Genomic DNA, 21,532 nt, shown 5'->3' with positions numbered 1-21,532 from the left:
ATGATCATGCGGACCGGGCTTGTGCTGTTCAGGTGTGAGCCAGATTTGCCTGCGCCCAGTGTTCGGCACTGGTAACGCTTAACCCGTGTTCGGCGTTGTAGGTGTGGCCGATGTCCCATGCCACCCCTCGGCCCATGGCAAAAACCGCCCGATACTTGCGCAGAGGGTCATCCGGCATTGCCGCCAGCTCCGTCTGCAGCTGCGCAACACTCCATTCACAGCGCTCGATACTGCGTCCTGTGACACGTTCGACAAGATCGGCCAGCTCGGCGTACGTCAATGTGTCGCCGGCGGTGTACACCACCTGATTCACGATACGTGGCTCATGCACGACGATGGCAGCCGTCAGTCTGCCGATGTCTTCTGGAGTGGTGACCGTCACGGCGGTGTTCAGGCTGCCCAGCGCATTGACCCGCCCGGCGTTCAGGTCGACGACACCAAACGCTGGTTCGAACAGGAAACTGGTGAACATGCCGGTCGAAACGATCACCCATTCGGTGTGCTGCTGGGCGCGCAGCATGTCTCGCACATCAAGCTGCTCATCGAACAGGTCCTGCGGGCTGCCCCGACCTATGAGGTCGTAGTCGACTCCGAACTGCCATGGGAAGTAACGCTTCACACCTGCCTTTAGCACCGCTTCGGTCAGTTTGCGCTGCGTGCCGCGTCCAGCGGCAAAACCCACACAACTGATCACCGTGTCGTAGCGCGCCATGACAGCGGCAAGTTCTTCCACGCTGGCAGCGACCAGATCGGCCGTTTCGATGGCAATGTCCAGCGCGCGGATTTCTTCGATTTCCAGGTGTTTTGCCGCGTTCTCAGTATTCGCAGCACTCTGGCGCAACAGCACGGCAATGCGCAAACCATGTTCTCCGGCTTTTCCGGCTAACCCGCGTAACACGGCGAGCCCCAGCTCTCCTGCACCCAGCACCAGAATACGTTGTTTGACGTTTGCGTTATCGGCTTGCATGGTGACTCCTTTGGATAGCCTTTCAGTTCAGGCGGGAGAGATGCTGGCATGCCTGTCGATAGACAAAAAGTAGGCACATCGGTGATACCGGGCGGTCTGGACGCGCAGGAAGTGATAAGACGCTCCGAAGCGGCCTGTGCTGCGCTCAGCGATGACGAGGATGGTCTCAAGCGAGACATTCTCGGCCACGCAGGTAATCGGTGGTCGTTGGGGGTGGTGCATGCCCTGGGTGTGAGCAGCCCGTTGCGGCATGCCGAATTGCGCAGAACGTTGCACGGTGTGACCCAGCGCATGCTCACCCATACGTTGCGTCAGCTTGAACAGGATGGGCTGATCACCCGCCACGACTACCGCGAGAAGCCTCTGCGAGTGGAGTACTCGTTGACTGAACTGGGTATGGGGCTGCTGGTGCAGATGATTCCACTGTGGACGTGGGTCATTGAGAACGCGGAAGCGTTCAGCGCTGCGCGAAACCGTTATCTCGACAGGCAGCAGTCGGATGGCTGATGCGCCATCAACCGCTCGCCATTTTTCGCTGCGCCGCTTATCGTGCACGCATCTTTCGCCAAGGGATTTGCACGCATGAGCTACGAAGAACAGAGTCAGGCCAACAGTGCGCTGATCACTCGCTTTTATGAGGCGTTCGCGCAGCTGGATGCCGAGGCGATGAGCGCCTGTTACACCGACGACGTCGTGTTCAGTGATCCTGCATTCGGCGAACTGCGCGGGCCTCAGGTGGGCGACATGTGGCGCATGCTGACTTCCCGGGCCAAGCATTTCTCGGTGGTCTTCGATCAGGTGCGTGCTGATGACCGCACCGGTAGCGCCCACTGGGTGGCAACCTATCTGTTCAGCCAGACCGGGCGCACGGTGGTCAATGATATTCAGGCGCGCTTCGTGTTTCGCGATGGCAAGATTTGCGAGCATCGCGATCATTTCGATATGTGGCGCTGGTCGCGACAGGCGCTGGGCTTGAAAGGCCTGTTGCTCGGCTGGACACCGCTGGTCCGCAACGCCGTGCGCACCCAGGCGCTCAAGGGCCTCCAAGCCTTTACCGAGAGTCGCCGTGCCTGACGCTCAAGCCTCAGCCGCACCCCCTGCTGCCGAGCAGGCCGCTGGCAAACCCTGGTACGTTTATCTGGTGCGGGCTGCCAACGGCTCGCTGTACTGCGGCATCAGCGACGATCCGCAACGGCGTTTTGCCGCGCATCAAAATGGCAAGGGCGCGCGCTTTTTCTGTTCCAGCCCGGCGATGGCGCTGGTGTATGTCGAGCAGTGGCCCAGCAAGGGAGAGGCGTTGCGTCACGAGCGCCTGATCAAGAAACTGAGGAAGAGCGCCAAGGAAGCGCTGGCTGCCAGCTACGCCAGATCGCCGATTCACGAGCGTGATGCTGCGCCATCAGTTTGAGTCTGTGGGCGGGCAGGGCGCACGGGGTTAAGCTGTCGGCTTTCCACGTGCGCAGAGGCTGAACATGTCCGAACTGATTCTTCACCATTACCCCACGTCGCTGTTCGCCGAAAAAGCCCGTCTGATGCTGGGCTTCAAAGGCCTCACATGGCGTTCGGTGACCATCCCTTCGATCATGCCCAAGCCTGACCTGACTGCGTTGACCGGCGGCTATCGCAGAACGCCGGTGTTGCAGGCCGGTGCGGATATCTACTGCGATACCGCATTGATGGCGCGGCGTCTGGAGCAGGAAAAGGCTTCGCCCGCGTTTTTTCCGCAAGGTCAGGAATTTGCGGTTGCCGGTCTGGCGGCGTGGGCCGATTCGGTGCTGTTCCTGCATGCCGTGAGCCTGGTGTTTCAGCCTGAATCGATGGCTGTGCGCTTCGCCAAAGTGCCGCCCGACGCCGCCAAGGCATTCGTCGCCGACCGTTCCACGCTGTTCAACGGTGGTACTGCGTCGCGCCCGCCAGTCGAGCAGGTCAAACACCAGTGGCCGACGCTCATGTCACGGCTGGAATTGCAGCTGTCGCGCGGTGGCGATTTCCTGTTCGGCCAACCTTCCATCGCCGACTTTTCAGTTGCCCACACGCTGTGGTTCCTCAAGCAGACGCCGGTGACTGCGCCATTTGTCGATGAGTATCCAAGTGTCAGTGCCTGGCTGGGTCGCGTGCTGGGGTTTGGTCATGGCAGCTTTACCGACCTGAGTTCGGCCGATGCCATCGAGATTGCCAGGAACGCAACGCCTGCGCCGCTGCCCGATGAAGCTTTCGTCGATCCGAACGGCTTCAAGGCAGGCGACAAGGTTGCGGTGTCTGCAGTCGACTATGGCGTCGAAGCGGTTGAGGGTGAGCTGGTATTTACCGGGTGCGAAGAACTGATCCTGCGCCGCGAGGACGATCGTGCGGGTGTCGTGCACGTACACTTCCCAAGAATGGGGTATCGGATCGAGAAGCGCTGACGTTCGATGACGCTCTGCGTCACAGAGAGGACGCGGAGCGTTGGCATGATAGCCAGGTGGGGTTACTTCAACGCCGCCAAGATCTCGTCCGGGGCGAAACCCCGGATCAGGGTGCCGTTGACGTCGATCAGCGGGATGCCTCGCCCGCCCAGTGCTTCGTAGGCCTTGCGGCCTTCTTCGGACTTCTCGATGTCAAACTCCTGATACGCAATCCCTTTGCTGTCCAGAAAACGCCGGGTCTGTTTGCAGTAACCGCACCAGTCGGTGGTGTACATCACCACTTTTGCCTGGCTGTAGCTGTGTGCAACGTCGGCTGGGGGAGGACTGACGAAATGCTCGATCCTGCCCCAGTTCTGGTAAATGACCACGACCAGCATGATCAGGGCAAACTTCTTGAGGGTACGCATCAGCATGCGGGTTACCGTCGCTTCAACTGGTCGGTCAGTTGGGTTGGCAGCCCTTTGATGATCAACGTGCCTGCCGTCTCGTCGTATTCGATCTTGTCGCCCAGCAGGTGGGCTTCAAAACTGATCGACAGGCCTTCTGCGCGGCCAGTGAAGCGCCGGAACTGGTTGAGGGTGCGCTTGTCCGCCGGTATTTCCGGAGACAGGCCGTAATCCTTGTTGCGAATGTGATCATAGAACGCGCGCGGGCGCTCTTCGTCGATCAGCTCGGACAGCTCTTCCAGGCCCATCGGCTCGCCCATCTTGCTCTGGCTGCTGGCGTAATCGACCAGTGTTTTGGTCTTCTCGCGCGCCGAGTCCTCCGGCAGGTCTTCGCTTTCGACGAAATCACTGAACGCCTTGAGCAGGGTGCGGGTTTCGCCCGGGCCGTCCACGCCTTCCTGGCAACCGATGAAGTCGCGGAAGTACTCCGAGACCTTCTTGCCATTCTTGCCTTTGATGAACGAGATGTACTGCTTGGACTGCTTGTTGTTCTGCCACTCGGAAATATTGATCCGGGCGGCGAGGTGCAACTGGCCAAGGTCGAGGTGTCGGGACGGGGTCACGTCCAGTTCGGCATTCACTGCCACGCCTTCGCTGTGGTGCAGCAGGGCGATGGCCAGGTAGTCGGTCATGCCCTGCTGATAATGGGCGAACAGAACGTGGCCACCCACTGACAGGTTGGATTCTTCCATGAGCTTCTGCAGGTGCTCGACGGCCACCCGCGAGAACGCCGTGAAGTCGCTGCCGCCGTCGATATATTCTTTCAGCCAGCCGCTGAAAGGATGGGCGCCGGACTCAGGATGGAACAGGCCCCATGCCTTGCCCTGTTTGGCGTTATAGCTTTCATTGAGGTCGGCCAGCATGTTCTCGATGGCCTGGGACTCGGCGAGTTCGGAGTCGCGGGCATGGAGAACAGCGGGCGTACCGTCGGGTTTCTTCTCGATCAGGTGGACGATGCAATGGCGGATCGGCATGGACTTCTCGGCTGAAAAAGGTGAAGAGCGTGCAGCTCGTTGCAATGCGCCAAGTGTAACGCACGCATGTGCCTGCGGGCCTTGATCCGACTGGTTTTCGCGTTTGAACACCGCTTGCTGATCGATTTTTGCGCAATTGCCATCAAAACCTGACCAAAAGGATAGGTAGGAGCGGATATTTGCCCGGCTCTGTGCTAGTTTTGCGCGGTCTTGCGCACTTAGCGCGTCAAGCATGCAGATTGTGTACACGTAGGCCGAACCATTACCCGGTTTCAGTATCTACACTTTCGCGATTAATCGTGGCTGCTAGCGGTTGGCGAGGTTTTTTGCCTGGCTACTGGCCAACGTTGCGCTCTGCAATCCAAATGAATTTGATAGGGAAGGAACACCACCATGGCTCTTACTAAAGACCAATTGATCGCCGATATCGCTGAAGCTATCGACGCGCCAAAAACCACCGCGCGTAATGCTCTTGAGCAATTGGGCCAAATTGTTGCCGACCAATTGGAAAACGGCGTGGAAATCACTTTGCCAGGTATCGGCAAACTGAAAGTTGCAGAGCGTCCAGCGCGTACCGGTCGCAACCCTTCGACTGGCGCCGCCATCGAAATCGCTGCCAAGAAAGTTATCAAGTTCGTACCAGCCAAAGTGCTGAGCGACTCGATCAACAAGTAAGCAACCGCTTGCTGTGAAAAAGCCGTGCACCGGATAACCGGGCACGGCTTTTTTGTGGATGCTTGGTCAGAGGCCTCGCGCAGCATCGGACGCAGAGCGTCCAGAACGGCATGCCGACGCGGAGCGTCGCACGATAGTGGGCGTAGCTCTGCAGATGTCTATCGTTCCTCACGCTCCGCGTGGGAATGCCGTTCGTGACGCTCTGCGTCACATCAGTGAGCCGCGCTGCACCCTCTGGATCGGACGCTGAGCGCCTGGAGCGTGCCAGTCACAGCTGCGCGCGTTGTGCCTTGTCAAGAAAGGTCCAGGCCACGAAGCGGCTTTGTTTCTGGCCCTGGCCCATTTCCACGACTTTTACCTCAAGCGCGCCGGCTTTCTTCAAGGCGCTCTGGATCGGGGGCAGGTTGCTGGCCTTGGAGACCAGGGTGCTGAACCACACCACCTGGCCGGGCAGTCTGGCGCTTTCCTGAATCAGCTGGGTCACAAAGCCGATCTCGCCGCCTTCGCACCACAATTCCTGAGACTGGCCACCGAAATTGAGTACCGGTAGTTTGCGCTTGGGGTCAGCTTTGCCCAGCGCGCGCCATTTGCGCTGGCTGCCGCGCTGGGCTTCATCCAGCGAGGCGTGGAAGGGCGGGTTGCAGAGGCTCACGGCGAAGCGTTCAGTGCTGTCGAGCAGCCCCAGCAGGATCTGTTTGCGATTAGTCTGTGGGCGCACTGTGATCGCCTTGTGCAAGCCGTTGGCTTTGACGATGGTGGTCGCAGCCGCGATGGCGGTGGTGTCGATGTCCGACCCCACGAACTGCCAGCCATAGTCGCTGTGCCCCAGCAGCGGGTAGATGCAGTTGGCGCCCGTGCCGATATCCAGTGCCTTGACTGACGGCCCCCGCGGGATCACACCGGCATTGTCCTCGGCCAGCAGGTCAGCGAGAAAGTGCAGGTAGTCGGCACGCCCCGGGATGGGCGGGCACAGATAATCCGCCGGAATATCCCAATGCGCGATGCCATAGAAAGATTTGAGCAGGGCGCGATTGAATACCCTGACCGCCTGCGGGTTGGCAAAGTCGATGCTTTCCTTGCCATAAGGATTGAGGATCACGAAAGCGGCCAGCTCAGGACTGGATTTGATCAGCTTCGGAAAATCGTAATGCCCCTGATGCCGATTGCGCGGGTGCAAGGTGGCCTTTTCACGCGGTGCAGCAGGCTTTGCTGCCCGCTGAGGTTTTTTGCGCGGTGGTTTTGGGGTATCGGTCATGGATTCGCTGTTCAGCCGTGCTGTTGAGTGGCCTGGCTTATTCGCGAGCAAGGCGGCAATACGCCTTGCTCGCGAATAAGTCAGTACGGAACGTCAGATAACAAAAAGCCAGCCCGGATAGGGGCTGGCTTGTCTGGCCACCTTACAGGCTGGCGATGCGTGCGTGTTGCTCGGCCAGTTTGCCCAGTGCCTGTTCGGCTTCGGTCAGCTTGGCGCGTTCCTTGGCGATGACTTCAGGCGGTGCCTTGTCAACGAACGCTGCGTTGGACAGCTTGCCACCGACACGTTGCACCTCGCCTTGCAGACGCTGGATCTCCTTGTCCAGACGCGCCAGTTCGGCACCCTTGTCAATCAGCCCGGCCATCGGCACCAGCACTTCCATGTCACCCACCAGTGCGGTGGCCGACAACGGTGCCTCGGCCCCTTCGGTCAACACGGTCATTGATTCAAGCTTGGCCAGCTTCTTGAGCAGGTAATCGTTCTCGCTCAGGCGACGCTGGTCTTCGGCGCTGACGTTCTTGAGGAACAGCTGCAGCGGCTTGCCCGGACCGATGTTCATCTCGCCACGGATATTACGCACGGCGAGCATCAGGCCCTTGAGCCATTCGATGTCGTCTTCGGCAGCCTGATCAATGCGCGCTTCGTTGGCCACTGGCCAAGGCTGCAGCATGATGGTCTTGCCTTCCACACCGGCCAGCGGCGCGAGGCGCTGCCAGATTTCTTCGGTGATGAACGGCATGAACGGGTGCGCCAGGCGCAACGCGACTTCCAGTACGCGCACCAGCGTGCGACGCGTGCCGCGCTGACGCTCGACCGGTGCGGTTTCGTCCCACAGCACGGGCTTGGACAGCTCCAGATACCAGTCGCAATACTGGTTCCAGATGAACTCGTACAACGCCTGCGCGGCGAGGTCGAAGCGGAATTGATCCAGTTGACGGGTCACTTCGGCTTCGGTGCGTTGCAGTTGCGAGATGATCCAGCGATCAGCCAGCGACAGCTCGACGGATTCGCCGTTCTGACCACAGTCTTCGCCCTTGTCCAGCACGTAGCGTGCGGCGTTCCAGATCTTGTTGCAGAAGTTGCGGTAGCCTTCCACGCGGCCCATGTCGAACTTGATGTCGCGACCGGTGGATGCCAGCGAACAGAAGGTGAAGCGCAGGGCGTCGGTGCCGTAGCTGGCAATGCCGTCGGCGAATTCCTGACGGGTCTGCTTCTCGATCTTCTTCGCCAGTTGCGGCTGCATCAGGCCATTGGTGCGTTTCTGCACCAGGGTTTCCAGGTCGATACCGTCAACAATGTCCAGCGGGTCGAGGACGTTGCCCTTGGACTTGGACATCTTCTGGCCTTGGCCATCACGCACCAGGCCGTGGACGTAGACCGTCTTGAACGGGACTTGCGGTGTGCCGTCCTCGTTCTTCACCAGGTGCATGGTCAGCATGATCATCCGGGCGACCCAGAAGAAAATGATGTCGAAACCGGTGACCAGCACGTCGGTGGAGTGGAAGGTTTCCAGCGCTTTGGTCTTTTCCGGCCAGCCAAGCGTGGAGAAGGTCCACAGCCCCGAGCTGAACCAGGTGTCGAGTACGTCGTTGTCCTGTTGCAGCGCAACCTCGGGGCCAAGGTTGTGTTTGGCACGCACTTCGGCTTCGTCGCGGCCGACATAGACCTTGCCGGACTCGTCGTACCAGGCCGGGATGCGGTGGCCCCACCAGAGCTGACGGCTGATGCACCAGTCCTGGATGTCACGCATCCACGAGAAGTACATGTTTTCGTATTGCTTGGGCACGAACGCGATACGGCCGTCTTCGACAGCAGCAATCGCGGGTTCGGCCAGCGGCTTGGTCGACACGTACCACTGATCGGTCAGCCACGGCTCGATGATGGTGCCGGAGCGGTCGCCTTTCGGCACTTTCAGCGCGTGATCATCGACGCTGACCAGCAGGCCGGCGGCGTCGAATGCAGCAACGATCTGTTTGCGGGCTTCAAACCGGTCGAGCCCGGCATAGGCCGCAGGCAGGCTGCCGTCGACGCTTTCGTTCAGCGTGCCATCAAGGTTGAACACCTGAGCAGCAGGCAGAACGCTGGCATTCTTGTCGAAGATGTTCAGCAGCGGCAGGTTATGGCGCTTGCCGACTTCATAGTCGTTGAAATCGTGAGCCGGGGTGATTTTCACGCAGCCGGTGCCGAATTCAGGATCGCAGTAATCATCGGCGATGATCGGAATGCGGCGGCCGACCAGCGGCAATTCGACAAATTTCCCGATCAGGGCCTTGTAGCGCTCGTCCTCCGGGTTCACCGCAACAGCGGCGTCACCGAGCATGGTTTCCGGGCGGGTAGTGGCAACGATCAGGTAATCCAGGCCTTCGGCGGTTTTCGCGCCGTCGGCCAGTGGATAGCGCAGGTTCCACAGATGGCCTTTCTCGTCGTGGTTTTCCACTTCGAGGTCGGAAATCGCGGTGTGCAGCTTGGTGTCCCAGTTGACCAGGCGCTTGCCACGGTAGATCAGGCCGTCTTCATGCAGGCGCACGAAGGCTTCCTTCACGGCGTCGGACAGGCCGTCGTCCATGGTGAAGCGTTCACGGCTCCAGTCGACCGACGAGCCCAGGCGACGGATCTGACGGCTGATGTTGCCGCCGGACTCGGCCTTCCATTCCCAGATCTTGTCCAGAAACTTCTCGCGGCCCAGCTCGTGACGGCTGATGCCCTGCGCTTCGAGACGACGCTCTACCAGCATCTGCGTGGCGATACCGGCGTGGTCGGTACCCGGTTGCCACAGCGTATTGCGACCCTGCATGCGCCGGAAACGGATCAGCGCGTCCATGATCGCGTTGTTGAAACCGTGACCCATGTGCAGGCTGCCGGTGACATTCGGCGGCGGAATCATGATGGTGTACGAGTCACCCGCGCCTTGCGGAGCGAAGTAATTCTCGGACTCCCAGGTCTGATACCAGGAAGTTTCAATGGCGTGCGGCTGGTAGGTCTTGTCCATGCGCGGGGGGAACCTGTGACATTAATTCGGGAAAGCCGATAAGTATAGCCCTTGCGGGCAGCGACAAGCTATGAGCTGCAAGCTGCAAGTAAAAGCAACAGCCTTTCTCTTGAAGCTTGAAGCTTGAAGCTTGAAGCTTGCAGCTGTCTTAACTGCCCTTGGCTGCCGCGATGAGACGTTCCATTCTCGCTTCGAGCCGACGTTTGATTTCGGTTTCAATGTGCGGGGCGAAATCGTCGATCACGTCTTGCATGATCAATTGCGCGGCGGCACGCAGTTCGCTGTCCAGATGCAGCAGCGCATCGGGGTTGGGCTGCGTTTGAGCCTGGGGTGCCTGCTGGAGCTGCGCGACGGGCATAGCCTGCACATCCGGCGTCAGGGTCGGGATGTCGTCTTCGTCAACGTCTTCCGGGTGTGTCGATGCAGGCCGGTTGCCCACCATATCGAACAGCAGCGGAATTTGCCCTTCACGATGCACCGTGTCGGTCAGCAGAGGGGAGTGTGTGGCGTCATCGCCGAGCAATTGGCGGATCGATTCGAGGTCGTCCAGCAAATGCGCGGATTCAGCTTTTTTTGAAGTGTCCATCGTGTCCTCAAAGACGCTGCAGTCGGTGATCTTGCGGAGGATAGCCCTGTTCGCGGTAGGCACGAAAGCTCTCGCGTGCCGCAAGGCGTATGGCCGGGTCTTCGACGACCACTTCTGCCACGCGGGCAAAGCGGGTGAAAAAGGCCGGGATGTTCAGGTCGAGGTTGACCAGCAGATCGTCGTGCGCGCCCGAGTCATCGCCCAGGCCCAGCACAACAGGCGCGTCGTGATCGCTCTCGGCGTCGCCATGGGGCAGGAACACTTCGCCCTTGAAGCGCCAGAGTCGTGCGTCAAGGTCTTCACGCTGCGCAGCATCGCTGCAATGCAGGTAAACCCTGTGGCCGAGACGCCAGGCTTTTTCCGTGAGCTTGCAGGCAAAATCCAGGCGAGCGGCAGGGTCGGCGCTTGGCAGGATGTAAAAGTCGACTTGAGTCATGTGTGGTCCGGAACCTGTGGCGTATCGACGCTCAAGTCGATACGCCAGGGTTGCTGTTTTTAAACGCCAGCGCGGTCGAGCAGGTACTGGGTCAGCAGCGGAACCGGACGCCCGGTGGCGCCTTTGTCCTTGCCGCCGCTCAGCCATGCAGTGCCGGCGATGTCCAGATGCGCCCACTCGTAAGCCTTGGTGAACCGCGACAGGAAGCAGGCAGCGGTGATGGTGCCGCCTTTCGGACCGCCGATGTTGGCAATGTCGGCGAACGGGCTGTCCAGTTGCTCTTGATATTCATCAAACAGCGGCAACTGCCAGGCACGGTCATCGGCTTGCTTGCCCGCGTCGAGCAATTGATTGATCAGCGCGTCGTTGTTGCCCAGCAGGCCGGAGGTGTGGCCGCCCAGCGCAACCACGCATGCGCCGGTCAGGGTCGCGATATCGATCACGGCCTGTGGCTTGAAACGTTCGGCATAGGTCAGGGCATCACACAGCACCAGACGGCCTTCGGCGTCAGTGTTGAGGATTTCGACGGTCTGGCCGCTCATGGTCGTGACGATGTCGCCCGGGCGAGTGGCGGTGCCGCTCGGCATGTTTTCAGCGCAGGCCAGAATACACACCACGTTGATCGGCAGTTTCAATTCCAGCACCGCGCGCAAGGTGCCGAACACGCTGGCAGCACCGCACATGTCGAACTTCATCTCGTCCATGCCCGAGGCAGGCTTGATGCTGATGCCGCCGGTGTCAAAGGTAATGCCTTTGCCGACCAGTACGAAGGGCTTGTCGCCTTTTTTGCCGCCCTGATAGTTCATGACGATCAGGCGTGGTGGCTGGGCGCTGCCCTGGGCGACGGCGAGAAACGAGCCCATGCCCAGTTCGGCGAGTTTCTTCTCGTCGTGAATCTCTACTTTCAGGTTCTTGTGGGCCTTGCCCAGTGCCTTGGCTTCTTCGCCCAGATAGGTCGGGTGGCAGATGTTCGGTGGCAGGTTGCCCAGGTCGCGGGTCAGTGCCATGCCGGTGGCGATCGCCTGAGCATGAGCAGAGGCGCGTTCGACATCGGCCACGCTGATCTTGTCAGTCAGTAGGGTGATTTTCTTCAGCGGGCGAACGTCGGCTTTCTGGGTCTTGAAGCGGTCGAAGACGTATTCGCCATCGGCCAGCGCCTCGACCAGCAGACGAGCTTTGCCGTAGGTATCGCGGTTCTTCACGGACAGGTCATCAAGCGCAATCGCGGCATCGCTGCCGCCCAGGCCTTTGAGGCAGGAGAGAACGCCACCGACCAGTTTCTTCAATTGACGGTCCGACAGCTCGCCGTCCTTGCCGGTACCGATCAGCAGCACACGCTCGGCCTTTATGTTGGGCAGGTTGGCCAGCAGCAGGCTCTGGCCTGACTTGCCCGCCAGGTCGCCGCGCTTCAGAACGGCGGAGATAGCGCCGCCGCTGAGGGTGTCGACAGCCTGGGCAGTGCCAGCCAGCACACGGCTTTCACTGACGGTGACCACCAGCGTTGCGGTTTTCAAGGTTTCTGGGCTTACGCTTTTAACAACCAATTCCATGTGGGGTCCCCGAATAGGCGATGAGAGTCGCAATATGAATGATGTTCGCGGCAGGGCCAGGGTGTTCTCAAGGGCGATGGCCGCGCTAAGCCTTGCAGTTTGACCCCCCTGTACGACTGCTGACAACCCCGCAGAGCCGCCTGCTTTACCTGTATGTGCGAACTATCCCCGGTGTGCAGTGACAGAAACACACAATCACAGGATAATGCCGCATATTTTTTGATGCCCGCGCCTTTTGCAGGCGTGAATTTCCGGTTGCCGTGGCTCACAATTTTCCCTGTTTGGCTGCCTGAGCCTGACAACTCTGGAGTGTCTGGTTTGATTGTCTTTCGTTATCTGTCCCGAGAAGTGCTGCTTACCCTGAGCGCGGTCAGCGCCGTGCTGCTGGTGTTTATCATGAGCGGACGCTTCATCAAGTACCTGGCGCAGGCCGCTTCCGGTGCGCTTGATCCAGGCGTGCTGTTCATGATCATGGGCTTCCGCCTGCCGGGCTTTCTGCAGGTGATCCTGCCGCTGGGGCTGTTTCTCGGCATCCTGATGGCGTATGGCCGGTTGTATCTGGAAAGTGAAATGACCGTGCTGGCTGCGACCGGCATGAGCCAGCAGCGTCTGCTCGCCATTACCATGGGCCCGGCGGCGCTGGTCGGGCTGGTGGTTGCCTGGCTGAGTTTCAGCCTGGCGCCGCAGGGTGCTGCGCAGTTTTCGTTGCTGATCAATCAGCAGGATGCCATGACCGAGTTCGACACGCTGGTGCCAGGTCGTTTTCAGGCACTGCGCGACGGCACGCGTATCACCTACACCAAGGAACTGTCGGAGGATCGCTCGCAGCTGGCGGGCGTCTTCATTTCTGAAAAACGCATGTCCAGTGACACGAGCAAGGACAACGGCATCACCGTTCTGGTAGCCGAGAAGGGGCATCAGGAGGTCCAGCCCAATGGCAGTCGTTTCCTGATTCTGGAAAACGGCTATCGCTACGACGGTACTCCGGGCGCTGCCGACTATCGCGTGATCAAGTACGACACCTATGGCGCGGCGTTGCCCAAGCCTGAAATCAGTGAAGAAATCACCGACCGTGAAGCCATTCCGACCAGCGAACTGTTCGGCAATCCGGCAGCGCGTTCCGTGGCCGAGCTGCAATGGCGTATATCGCTGCCGCTGTCGGTGTTCATCGTAACCTTGATGGCTATTCCGCTGTCGCGGGTCAACCCGCGTCAGGGCCGTTACCTGAAGCTGCTTCCGGCGATTCTTCTGTACATGTCGTATCTGGCCATTCTGATTTCGGTGCGCAGTTCGCTGGAGAAAGGCAAGCTGCCGCTCAGCCTCGGCATGTGGTGGGTGCACGCTATCTATCTGGCGATCGGTCTGGTGTTGTTCTATTGGGAGCCCATACGGCTGAAGATGGCGAGTCGTCGTAGCGTCACGGAGGTGACTCGTGGTCAAGCTTGATCGTTACATCGGTAAAAGCGTGCTGCTGGCCATCCTCGCGGTTCTGGGGATCATTCTGGGCCTGGTTTCATTGTTCGCATTCATCGACGAGATGGGCGATATCAGTGACACCTACACGCTTGTGGATGCCCTCAGCTACGTCATGATGACTGCGCCGCGCCGCGTCTACGACACCTTGCCGATGGCAGCGCTGATCGGTTGTCTGATCGGTCTGGGTACGCTGGCCAGCAGCAGTGAGCTGACCATCATGCGCGCGGCCGGTGTGTCCATCGGGCGCATCGTCTGGGCGGTCATGAAACCGATGCTGCTGCTGATGATTTCCGGCGTGCTGGTGGGCGAGTACGTCGCACCCTATGCCGAGAACCAGGCCCAAGCGGCTCGTTCGCTGGCCCAGGGCTCGGGTGATGCGCAAAGCGCCCGGCATGGTCTGTGGCACCGCCAGGGCAATGAATTCATCCACATCAATACGGTGCAGCCCAACGGGTTGATGTTGGGGGTGACGCGTTATCGCTTCGACGATCAGCGTCACATGCTGACCTCCAGTTTCGCAAAGGAAGCCCACTTCAAGACCGATTACTGGGAATTGAAGGAAGTCACCACCACGAAATTCAATGAAGGCAGCACCGAAGTCGTCAATACGCCGGACGAGCGCTGGGATGTATCGCTGAGTCCGCAATTGCTCAGCACGGTCATCATGCCGCCCGAGTCGCTGTCGATCAGCGGCCTCTGGAGTTATTCCCATTACCTGGCTGATCAGGGCCTGAGCAACGGCCGCTACTGGCTGGCGTTCTGGACCAAGGTGTTGCAACCGGCCGTGACCGTGGCACTGGTGCTGATGGCCATCTCGTTCATCTTCGGCCCGTTGCGTTCTGTAACGCTGGGCCAGCGCGTGTTCACCGGTGTTGTGGTCGGCTTTACCTTCCGCATCATTCAGGACCTGCTGGGCCCGTCGAGTCTGCTGTTCGGCTTCCCGCCACTGCTGGCAGTGCTGCTGCCTGCTGCGGTCTGTGCACTGGCAGGCGTGTTGCTGCTGCGCCGCGCCGGGTAGGTCGGAACATCACTGAAAAAGCCGACGTCGAGTCGGCTTTTTCATGGGCGATGGTTAGCGCCATTTGCCGCTGAAGCTCGCAGTGTTATCTGACCGCAGATGCAAAAAAGCCTCTGACAGCGATGCCAGAGGCTTTTTGTGTACAGCTGTCCCGTCCTGAATAAGGTTTACACCTTCTGACCTTTCCTCAGGAGGACTCAATGGATACGGGTAAAAGGCGCAGCCAGCGCGATTACACGCTAGCCTTTAAATTATCGGTCGTAGATCAGGTTGAAAAAGGCGAGTTGAGTTATAAAGAAGCCCAACGACGCTATGGCATCCAAGGCCGGTCGACGGTGCTGGTCTGGTTACGAAAGCACGGTCGACAGGATTGGAGCCAAGGCGCATCAATTCGAGAGCCGAGGAGCAGGTCCATGACCGAGCCAACCCTCCCGCCGACACCCGAGCAGCGGATTAAAGAGCTTGAAGAACAGCTGATGCTGAGCAATCAGAAGGCCCAGTTCTTTGAAGCCGTCGTCAACGTTCTGAAAAATGACTACGGCGTTTCTGTCGTAAAAAAGCGACCCGGCAAGTCCTCTCGCAAGGGCAAATCCAAGACCTGAGTATTAGCAGGGCTTGCCTGTTCATGGGCATTTCGCGCCAAGCGTATTACAAGCGTAATCGCGTTTTTGATGCCAGGGTCCGCCAGGACCAAGAGGTAATGGATTTCGTTCTGGAAAAGCGTCGTCGCCAGCCAAGGTTGGGAGCGCGCAAGTTGCACTACTTGATGAGCGTCGAAGCTCCTGCGTCGTTGTGCGTGGGTAGAGACCGTCTGTTTACCATCCTTCGTGATGCGCGCGAACTGGTTGCGCGCAAACGGGCTTATCACAAGACCACTCATAGTCATCATCGCTTTCGCCGCCACCCCAACCTGCTCAAAGCAGGTCCGGAACAAGTCGTGGCCAATGGACCCGAACAGGTCTGGGTTGCAGACATCACCTATCTGCCTACGCAGGAAAGCGTGGCATACGTGAGCCTTGTAACCGATGCGTACTCACGCAAGATCGTTGGTCATCATGTGCATGAAAGCCTGCATACCCAGTCGGTGATAAAGGCACTGGAAAAAGCGGTAGGTGAGCGAAAAACCGATCAGATGCTGATTCATCATTCAGATCGCGGCGCCCAGTACTGTTCCGATCTCTATCAGCAGCTGCATACCAGGCATGGAATCCGGTGCTCGATGACTGATGGCTATGACTGCTATCAGAACGCTATGGCCGAGCGAGTAAACGGGATTTTGAAGACCGAGTTTCTACTCCATCGACCTAAAGACTTGGCAGATGCAGTGAAAATGGTGGATGAATCGGTGCAGATCTACAACGGAGAGCGGCCACACTTATCCCTGAAATACAAAACGCCCGATGCGGTGCATCGGGCGTTTTGAGCGTGAAACAGGTGTAAACCTATTTCAGGACTAGACAAGCATGAGAAGGCTGCGTTTAGCCTTCAGCCTGAACTTCGTCAGCCTGCAGACCTTTCTGGCCCTGTACCGCAACGAAGGTAACTTTCTGGCCTTCTTTCAGGCTCTTGAAGCCATTACCCTGAATCGCCCGGAAGTGTACGAACAGATCCGGCCCGCTCTCAGGAGTGATAAAACCAAAACCTTTTTCGTCGTTGAACCACTTGACGGTACCGCTCTGACGTTCAGCCATTTTCTTATTTCCTTTGACGCTTGAATTAATGACAGCCTCTTCCACAGGAAAGAGTACTGGGGCTGGTTGCAGGAAGTAAGAAACGTAGAACGGGTGTAGCAACCTAGAGCTACTGCCCAGGTCCAGATTCAGCGACCCATGCAAACACAGTTCAGAAACTCTACGCCAACTCTCATTACAAAAACAAGCCCCTGTTGTTTACCCGCTTCGTACCGTGTTTCCGGGGGCTTCAGCGAGATTTTGCCGGTATTCACTGATACTGTGCAGGCGCAGGCTCGCTATAATATTTTGCACTTTATAGGTGCATTTTTTGCATAACAGATTCGCTGTTCCCAATGGAATTAAGTCGTTGGCAACAGCGAACAGGGCGCGATGTACAGGGTTGTTTTTTTGACGCCTTTATTTAGCCACGGAAGTAACGTTGCGCAACGAAAGGCATTTTAGTCACCCGCATTGGAACTTTCTTGCCGCGCACCATGGCCCAGACCTCTGTGTCCAGTGCTGTGTGCTGGCTGTCCAGATAACCCATCGCCAGCGGTCCGCCCAGGCTTGGGCCGAAGCCGCCACTGCACACTGTGCCGATGACTGCGTCCTGTGCATCGACGATCTGCGTGCCTTCACGTACCGGTGTGCGCTCCTGCGGCAGCAGGCCGACGCGCTTCTTGTCCACCCCGTTTTGCTGCTGGGCAAAAATCTGCTCGGCACCGGGGAATCCGCCCGCGCGCGCGCCATCAGCGCGGCGTACTTTGGAGATCGCCCACAACAGGCTGGCCTGAATCGGCGAAGTCTCAGTGTCCATGTCATGGCCGTACAGGCACAGACCGACCTCCAGACGCAACGAATCACGCGCGCCGAGGCCGATAGGCGCGACTTCCGGCTCATCGAGCAAGCGTCGCGCCAGTGCTTCTGCCAGCTCAGCCGGAACTGAAATCTCATAGCCGTCTTCGCCGGTGTAGCCCGAGCGGCTGACGAAGCACTGAGCGCCCAGCAGCGTGACGCTGGTGAACTGCATGAAGGTCATGCTAGCCACTTCAGGTGCCAAGCGTGCCAGCACCGTTACGGCCGCCGGTCCTTGCAGTGCGAGCAGGGCGCGCTCTTCAAACAGCGGTTCGATCGTGCATTGACCGGCCAAGTGCTTGCGCAGATGTGCGAGGTCCTGCTCCTTGCAGGCGGCGTTGACCACCAGCAGCAACTGATCATTGCCAAGGTTGGCGACCATCAGGTCGTCGAGGATGCCGCCCGATTCGTCAGTGAACATCGCATAGCGCTGCATACCAACCGGCAGATCGATGATGTCGACCGGCACCAGGGTTTCCAGCGCCTTTGCAGCGCCCGCACCGCCAAGGCGAATCTGCCCCATGTGCGAGACGTCGAACAGTCCGGCCTGAGCGCGGGTGTGCAAGTGTTCCTTCATCACGCCAGCCGGGTATTGCACGGGCATGTCGTAGCCAGCGAAAGGCACCATCTTCGCGCCCAGTTCGCGGTGAAGTGCGTGCAGCGGGGTGGTGAGCAGCTTATCGGTGGACATGTTGAATTCCTTGTTGGGCGGGCCATGTGCCTGCGTCAGGATGAATGGCACAGCCAGCGGGGCAAATCAGGCTTCCTGATAGCTCTCGATGGACGGGCAGGCGCAGACCAGGTTGCGGTCGCCGAATACGTTGTCGACGCGCCCGACCGGAGGCCAGTACTTGTTCTCGATCAACGAGTCGACCGGGTACACCGCCTGCTCACGGCTATAAGGATGGCTCCACTGGCCGACGATTTCCGCAGCGGTGTGCGGCGCGTTCTTCAGCGGGTTGTCTTCCTTGTCCAGCGTGCCGTCCTCGACTGCACGGATTTCCTCGCGGATCTTGATCATGGCGTCGCAGAAACGGTCCAGCTCTTCTCGGGATTCGCTCTCGGTCGGCTCGATCATCAGGGTTCCGGCCACCGGGAACGACATGGTCGGCGCGTGGAAACCGAAGTCGATCAGGCGCTTGGCCACGTCGTCGACGCTGATGCCGCTGCTGTCCTTGATCGGGCGCAGGTCAAGAATGCATTCGTGCGCCACCAGACCGTTGGTGCCGGTGTACAGCACCGGGTAGTGCTCCTCGAGACGACGCGAGATGTAATTGGCGTTGAGAATCGCCAGTTGTGAAGCGCGCTTGAGGCCTTCGCCACCCATCATGCGGATGTACATCCAGGTGATCGGCAGGATGCTGGCGCTGCCGAACGGCGCCGCGCAGACCGCGCCTTCCTTGCGTTCCATGCGGGCATGACCGGGCATGAACGGCGCGAGGTGCGACTTGACGCCAATCGGGCCGACGCCAGGGCCGCCACCACCGTGCGGAATGCAGAAGGTCTTGTGCAGGTTGAGGTGCGAGACGTCGCCGCCGAACTTGCCCGGCGCGCACAGGCCAACCATCGCGTTCATGTTGGCGCCATCAATGTAAATCTGACCGCCATTGTCGTGCACGATGCCGCAGATTTCGCGGATGCCTTCTTCGAACACGCCGTGGGTCGACGGGTAGGTGATCATCATGGCCGCAAGCTGGTCACGATGCTGAACGGCCTTGGCGCGCAGGTCTTCGATGTCGACGTTGCCGCGGGCATCGCAAGCGGTCACCACCACCCGCATGCCCGCCATGTTGGCGGTCGCCGGGTTGGTGCCGTGGGCCGATGACGGGATCAGGCAGATATCACGGTGTTGATCGCCACGGCTCTGATGGTAGGCGCGGATCGCCAGCAGACCGGCGTATTCACCCTGCGAGCCGGCGTTGGGTTGCAGCGAGATTGCGTCATAACCGGTGGCTGCGCAGAGCATGGCCTCCAGCTCGTCGGTCAGTTGCTGATAACCGGCGCTTTGCTCGGCAGGCGCGAACGGGTGCAGGTTACCGAACTCGGCCCAGGTCACCGGGATCATTTCGCTGGCGGCGTTGAGTTTCATGGTGCAGGAGCCCAGCGGGATCATGGTGCGGTCCAGCGCCAGGTCCTTGTCAGCCAGCTTGCGCAGGTAGCGCATCAGCTCGGTTTCAGAGTGGTAGCGGTTGAACACCGGGTGACTGAGGATTGTCGACTGGCGCAGCAGGGCTGTCGGCAGACGCGACTGAACGTTGCCCGCCAGTGCGGCGAAGTCCGGAATGCTCTGGCCATCGCCGGCGAAGATTTCCCACAATGTTTCGACCGCCGACTGCGAGGTGGTCTCGTCGAGTGACAGGCCCAGACGCTGGTCGTCGATCTCGCGCAGGTTGATGTGGCGGGCGCGGGCGGCGGCGTGCAGTGCGGCGGTCTTGCTGCCGGTATCCAGCGTCAGGCTGTCGAAGAAGAAAGCCTGTTCGGCTTTCAGGCCCAACTGGCTCAAGCCTTCGGCAAGGATCGCCGTTAGCTGGTGAACGCGCTTGGCGATCTGCGTCAGGCCGCGGGGGCCGTGATACACCGCGTACATGCTGGCGATGTTGGCCAGCAAAACTTGCGCGGTGCAGATGTTACTGGTGGCCTTCTCACGACGAATATGCTGCTCGCGGGTTTGCATGGCGAGGCGCAGGGCCTGCTTGCCGTGGCGGTCCACCGAGACACCGACCAGGCGGCCCGGCATGTCACGCTTGAATGCGTCGCGCGTCGAGAAATAGGCCGCATGCGGGCCGCCGAAGCCCAGCGGAACACCAAAGCGTTGCGCGCTGCCGATCGCCACGTCTGCGCCAAACTCGCCTGGCGGGGTCAGCAGGGTCAGGGCCAGCAGGTCAGCCGCAACCGCTACCAGCGCGTGGGCACTGTGGAAACGCTCGACCAGCTCGCGGTAATCGAACACGTCGCCATTACTCGCCGGGTATTGCAGCAGCGCACCGAAATAATCGCTGACATCGCCCAGGTCTGCCTCATCTGCGACAACAACCGTGATACCCAGCGGCTCGGCGCGGGTGCGCAATACATCGAGTGTCTGCGGGTGACAGTGGCTGGAGGCGAAGAACTGCTGGCTGCCTTTGTTCTTGCTCAGGCGCTTGCAGAACGTCATCGCTTCCGCCGCTGCGGTGGCTTCGTCGAGCAACGAGGCATTGGCAATCGGCAGGCCGGTCAGGTCGCTGATCAGGGTCTGGAAATTGAGTAGTGATTCCAGGCGGCCTTGGGATATTTCTGGCTGGTAGGGCGTGTACGCGGTGTACCAGGCCGGGTTTTCCAGCAGGTTGCGCAGGATTGGGGCCGGTGTGTGGGTGTTGTAGTAACCCTGGCCGATGTAGGTCTTGAACAGCTGGTTCTTGCTGGCGATGGCTTTGATGGACGCCAGCGCATCGGCTTCGCTCTGTCCGGCAGGCAGGTTGAGCACGCTGGTGCCCTTGATGCTTTCCGGGATCACGCTATCGCTGAGTGCTTCGATGGAGTCAAAACCCAGCGTTTGCAGCATGGCCAGCTCGTCGTCGGCGCGTGGGCCGATGTGGCGGGCGATGAATTCGTTGGCGGTGGTCAGTTGAATAGGGTCAGTCATGGCGTGCTCCTCAGGCTTCGGCGTTGGCTTTGATCAGGCGGTCGTAGGCGTCCTGATCCAGCAGGCCGTTGATGGCCGTGGCATCTTGCGGGATGAAGCGAAAGAACCAGCCTGCGCCAAGCGCGTCTTCGTTGACCAGCTCTGGCGTAGCGTCGAGCGCCGAATTGACGTTGACCACTTCACCGTCCAGCGGCATGTTGATGCTGCTGGCGGCTTTTACCGACTCCACCACCGACACTTCGGCGTGTTGAGTGTAGGTCTGCAATTCCGGAAGCTGCACGAAAACCACATCGCCAAGCGACTCTTGCGCGTACGGCGTGATGCCCACCGTCACGCTGCCGTCGGTTTCGGCACGCAGCCATTCGTGATCAACGGTAAATCGCAACTCGCTCATGCAGACTCCTCGGATGATAAGGGTGCGCGCTTGGCGCAAAACACAATGGCTTTGACTTAGCAATTTCGCGGCCATGTTTAATTTTTATTTTAAAATCAAGTGGTTGGGGTTTTGCGAGGGAGGCGGGTGATTGAGAGCTGTAGCGAAATCGCTACAGATCATCGCCAACGGAAAATGCCTTTCTGATCAACGCCTTGATACCAAGGGGTTG

At 59.5% G+C, this 21,532-nt stretch carries 20 protein-coding genes; 8 read left to right on the top strand and 12 right to left on the bottom strand.

The window, feature by feature from the left end; translation table 11 throughout:
* Nucleotides 1-28 precede the first annotated feature (28 nt).
* Nucleotides 29-967, bottom strand: coding sequence for an aromatic alcohol reductase (locus I9H07_RS18535; protein WP_236424079.1), 939 nt, complete (start codon nt 965-967; stop codon nt 29-31).
* Between the two features lie 48 nt (nt 968-1,015).
* On the opposite strand from I9H07_RS18535, the gene I9H07_RS18530 reads away from it, so the two are divergent.
* From I9H07_RS18530 to I9H07_RS18515, 4 genes are all read left to right on the top strand, one after another.
* Complete coding sequence (locus tag I9H07_RS18530) at nt 1,016-1,474, top strand: winged helix-turn-helix transcriptional regulator (RefSeq protein ID WP_058824927.1); 459 nt, start codon at nt 1,016-1,018, stop codon at nt 1,472-1,474.
* 75 nt (nt 1,475-1,549) lie between these two features.
* Nucleotides 1,550-2,041 carry a nuclear transport factor 2 family protein gene (locus I9H07_RS18525; protein ID WP_236424081.1) on the top strand — a complete coding sequence of 164 codons (492 nt, stop codon included), beginning with the start codon at nt 1,550-1,552 and terminating at the stop codon, nt 2,039-2,041.
* Nucleotides 2,034-2,375: a GIY-YIG nuclease family protein gene (locus I9H07_RS18520; protein ID WP_024673719.1), complete on the top strand. Its 342-nt coding sequence runs from the start codon at nt 2,034-2,036 to the stop codon at nt 2,373-2,375. Before I9H07_RS18525 ends, I9H07_RS18520 begins: the two co-directional genes overlap by 8 nt.
* A gap of 64 nt (nt 2,376-2,439) precedes the next feature.
* Nucleotides 2,440-3,372, top strand: a complete 933-nt coding sequence (locus I9H07_RS18515; protein ID WP_058391205.1) for a glutathione S-transferase family protein — start codon at nt 2,440-2,442, stop codon at nt 3,370-3,372.
* Nucleotides 3,373-3,434: 62 nt separating this feature from the next.
* Here the strand turns inward: I9H07_RS18515 and I9H07_RS18510 are convergent, their stop codons facing one another.
* Together I9H07_RS18510 and yejK are read right to left on the bottom strand one after the other, a co-directional pair.
* Nucleotides 3,435-3,785 (bottom strand): glutaredoxin family protein, encoded by a 351-nt coding sequence (locus tag I9H07_RS18510; RefSeq protein WP_236424083.1) that lies wholly within the window; start codon nt 3,783-3,785, stop codon nt 3,435-3,437.
* A gap of 5 nt (nt 3,786-3,790) precedes the next feature.
* A complete protein-coding gene (yejK, locus tag I9H07_RS18505; RefSeq protein WP_024645628.1) occupies nt 3,791-4,792 on the bottom strand; it encodes a nucleoid-associated protein YejK in 1,002 nt (333 codons plus the stop codon).
* 393 nt (nt 4,793-5,185) lie between these two features.
* On the opposite strand from yejK, the gene I9H07_RS18500 reads away from it, so the two are divergent.
* Nucleotides 5,186-5,467: an HU family DNA-binding protein gene (locus tag I9H07_RS18500; protein WP_020292090.1), complete on the top strand. Its 282-nt coding sequence runs from the start codon at nt 5,186-5,188 to the stop codon at nt 5,465-5,467.
* Between the two features lie 268 nt (nt 5,468-5,735).
* Here the strand turns inward: I9H07_RS18500 and rlmF are convergent, their stop codons facing one another.
* The 5 genes from rlmF to I9H07_RS18475 form a co-directional block, all read right to left on the bottom strand.
* Entirely contained in the window at nt 5,736-6,722 is a 987-nt protein-coding gene (gene rlmF, locus I9H07_RS18495) for a 23S rRNA (adenine(1618)-N(6))-methyltransferase RlmF (protein ID WP_024675738.1), read from the bottom strand.
* A 142-nt stretch (nt 6,723-6,864) separates the two neighbouring features.
* Complete coding sequence (locus tag I9H07_RS18490) at nt 6,865-9,711, bottom strand: valine--tRNA ligase (protein WP_236424084.1); 2,847 nt, start codon at nt 9,709-9,711, stop codon at nt 6,865-6,867.
* A gap of 148 nt (nt 9,712-9,859) precedes the next feature.
* The gene (locus I9H07_RS18485) at nt 9,860-10,297 is read right to left on the bottom strand and encodes a DNA polymerase III subunit chi (protein WP_236424089.1); all 438 of its coding nucleotides are present in this window, start codon (nt 10,295-10,297) and stop codon (nt 9,860-9,862) included.
* Nucleotides 10,298-10,304: 7 nt separating this feature from the next.
* Nucleotides 10,305-10,733, bottom strand: a complete 429-nt coding sequence (locus I9H07_RS18480; protein WP_058824924.1) for a DNA polymerase III subunit chi — start codon at nt 10,731-10,733, stop codon at nt 10,305-10,307.
* 59 nt (nt 10,734-10,792) lie between these two features.
* Nucleotides 10,793-12,283 (bottom strand): leucyl aminopeptidase, encoded by a 1,491-nt coding sequence (locus I9H07_RS18475; RefSeq protein ID WP_236426489.1) that lies wholly within the window; start codon nt 12,281-12,283, stop codon nt 10,793-10,795.
* 318 nt (nt 12,284-12,601) lie between these two features.
* Here I9H07_RS18475 and lptF point away from each other — a divergent pair, with 318 nt between their 5' ends.
* The 3 genes from lptF to I9H07_RS18460 all read left to right on the top strand — a co-directional run bounded on the left by lptF (nt 12,602) and on the right by I9H07_RS18460 (nt 16,200).
* Nucleotides 12,602-13,729: an LPS export ABC transporter permease LptF gene (gene lptF, locus I9H07_RS18470; RefSeq protein WP_024675733.1), complete on the top strand. Its 1,128-nt coding sequence runs from the start codon at nt 12,602-12,604 to the stop codon at nt 13,727-13,729.
* The gene (lptG, locus tag I9H07_RS18465; protein WP_024675732.1) at nt 13,716-14,777 is read left to right on the top strand and encodes an LPS export ABC transporter permease LptG; all 1,062 of its coding nucleotides are present in this window, start codon (nt 13,716-13,718) and stop codon (nt 14,775-14,777) included. The genes lptF and lptG overlap by 14 nt, the downstream gene beginning before the upstream one ends.
* A 200-nt stretch (nt 14,778-14,977) precedes the next feature.
* A protein-coding gene (locus I9H07_RS18460) for an IS3 family transposase (protein WP_200866803.1) occupies nt 14,978-16,200 on the top strand; the annotation gives its coding sequence in 2 pieces (ribosomal slippage) (nt 14,978-15,329 and nt 15,329-16,200; 1,224 coding nt in all).
* 55 nt (nt 16,201-16,255) lie between these two features.
* On the opposite strand, the gene I9H07_RS18455 is transcribed toward I9H07_RS18460, so the two are convergent.
* The 4 genes from I9H07_RS18455 to gcvH all read right to left on the bottom strand — a co-directional run bounded on the left by I9H07_RS18455 (nt 16,256) and on the right by gcvH (nt 21,321).
* Nucleotides 16,256-16,468 carry a cold-shock protein gene (locus I9H07_RS18455; RefSeq protein ID WP_005891387.1) on the bottom strand — a complete coding sequence of 71 codons (213 nt, stop codon included), beginning with the start codon at nt 16,466-16,468 and terminating at the stop codon, nt 16,256-16,258.
* A 403-nt stretch (nt 16,469-16,871) separates the two neighbouring features.
* A complete protein-coding gene (gene gcvT, locus I9H07_RS18450) occupies nt 16,872-17,996 on the bottom strand; it encodes a glycine cleavage system aminomethyltransferase GcvT (protein WP_236425636.1) in 1,125 nt (374 codons plus the stop codon).
* A gap of 66 nt (nt 17,997-18,062) precedes the next feature.
* Entirely contained in the window at nt 18,063-20,927 is a 2,865-nt protein-coding gene (gcvP, locus tag I9H07_RS18445) for an aminomethyl-transferring glycine dehydrogenase (protein WP_236533979.1), read from the bottom strand.
* A 10-nt stretch (nt 20,928-20,937) separates the two neighbouring features.
* The gene (gcvH, locus tag I9H07_RS18440; RefSeq protein ID WP_024675729.1) at nt 20,938-21,321 is read right to left on the bottom strand and encodes a glycine cleavage system protein GcvH; all 384 of its coding nucleotides are present in this window, start codon (nt 21,319-21,321) and stop codon (nt 20,938-20,940) included.
* Nucleotides 21,322-21,532 lie beyond the last annotated feature (211 nt).

The sequence above is a fragment of the Pseudomonas syringae genome (assembly GCF_023278085.1).
Taxonomy (GTDB): Bacteria; Pseudomonadota; Gammaproteobacteria; order Pseudomonadales; family Pseudomonadaceae; genus Aquipseudomonas; species Aquipseudomonas syringae_Q.
The sequence above is the reverse complement of the archived record's forward strand: the minus strand, read 5'-3'. Positions and strand labels throughout refer to the sequence as shown.

Bases quoted from the DNA above. Each gene is read 5' to 3' on its own strand.
- I9H07_RS18535 (WP_236424079.1), bottom strand. From the start codon at position 967: ATGCAAGCCGATAACGCAAACGTCAAACAACGTATTCTGGTGCTGGGT.
- I9H07_RS18530 (WP_058824927.1), top strand. From the start codon at position 1,016: ATGCCTGTCGATAGACAAAAAGTAGGCACATCGGTGATACCGGGCGGT.
- I9H07_RS18525 (WP_236424081.1), top strand. From the start codon at position 1,550: ATGAGCTACGAAGAACAGAGTCAGGCCAACAGTGCGCTGATCACTCGC.
- I9H07_RS18515 (WP_058391205.1), top strand. From the start codon at position 2,440: ATGTCCGAACTGATTCTTCACCATTACCCCACGTCGCTGTTCGCCGAA.
- I9H07_RS18510 (WP_236424083.1), bottom strand. From the start codon at position 3,785: ATGCTGATGCGTACCCTCAAGAAGTTTGCCCTGATCATGCTGGTCGTG.
- yejK (WP_024645628.1), bottom strand. From the start codon at position 4,792: ATGCCGATCCGCCATTGCATCGTCCACCTGATCGAGAAGAAACCCGAC.
- I9H07_RS18500 (WP_020292090.1), top strand. From the start codon at position 5,186: ATGGCTCTTACTAAAGACCAATTGATCGCCGATATCGCTGAAGCTATC.
- rlmF (WP_024675738.1), bottom strand. From the start codon at position 6,722: ATGACCGATACCCCAAAACCACCGCGCAAAAAACCTCAGCGGGCAGCA.
- I9H07_RS18490 (WP_236424084.1), bottom strand. From the start codon at position 9,711: ATGGACAAGACCTACCAGCCGCACGCCATTGAAACTTCCTGGTATCAG.
- I9H07_RS18485 (WP_236424089.1), bottom strand. From the start codon at position 10,297: ATGGACACTTCAAAAAAAGCTGAATCCGCGCATTTGCTGGACGACCTC.
- I9H07_RS18480 (WP_058824924.1), bottom strand. From the start codon at position 10,733: ATGACTCAAGTCGACTTTTACATCCTGCCAAGCGCCGACCCTGCCGCT.
- I9H07_RS18475 (WP_236426489.1), bottom strand. From the start codon at position 12,283: ATGGAATTGGTTGTTAAAAGCGTAAGCCCAGAAACCTTGAAAACCGCA.
- I9H07_RS18455 (WP_005891387.1), bottom strand. From the start codon at position 16,468: ATGGCTGAACGTCAGAGCGGTACCGTCAAGTGGTTCAACGACGAAAAA.
- gcvT (WP_236425636.1), bottom strand. From the start codon at position 17,996: ATGTCCACCGATAAGCTGCTCACCACCCCGCTGCACGCACTTCACCGC.
- gcvP (WP_236533979.1), bottom strand. From the start codon at position 20,927: ATGACTGACCCTATTCAACTGACCACCGCCAACGAATTCATCGCCCGC.
- gcvH (WP_024675729.1), bottom strand. From the start codon at position 21,321: ATGAGCGAGTTGCGATTTACCGTTGATCACGAATGGCTGCGTGCCGAA.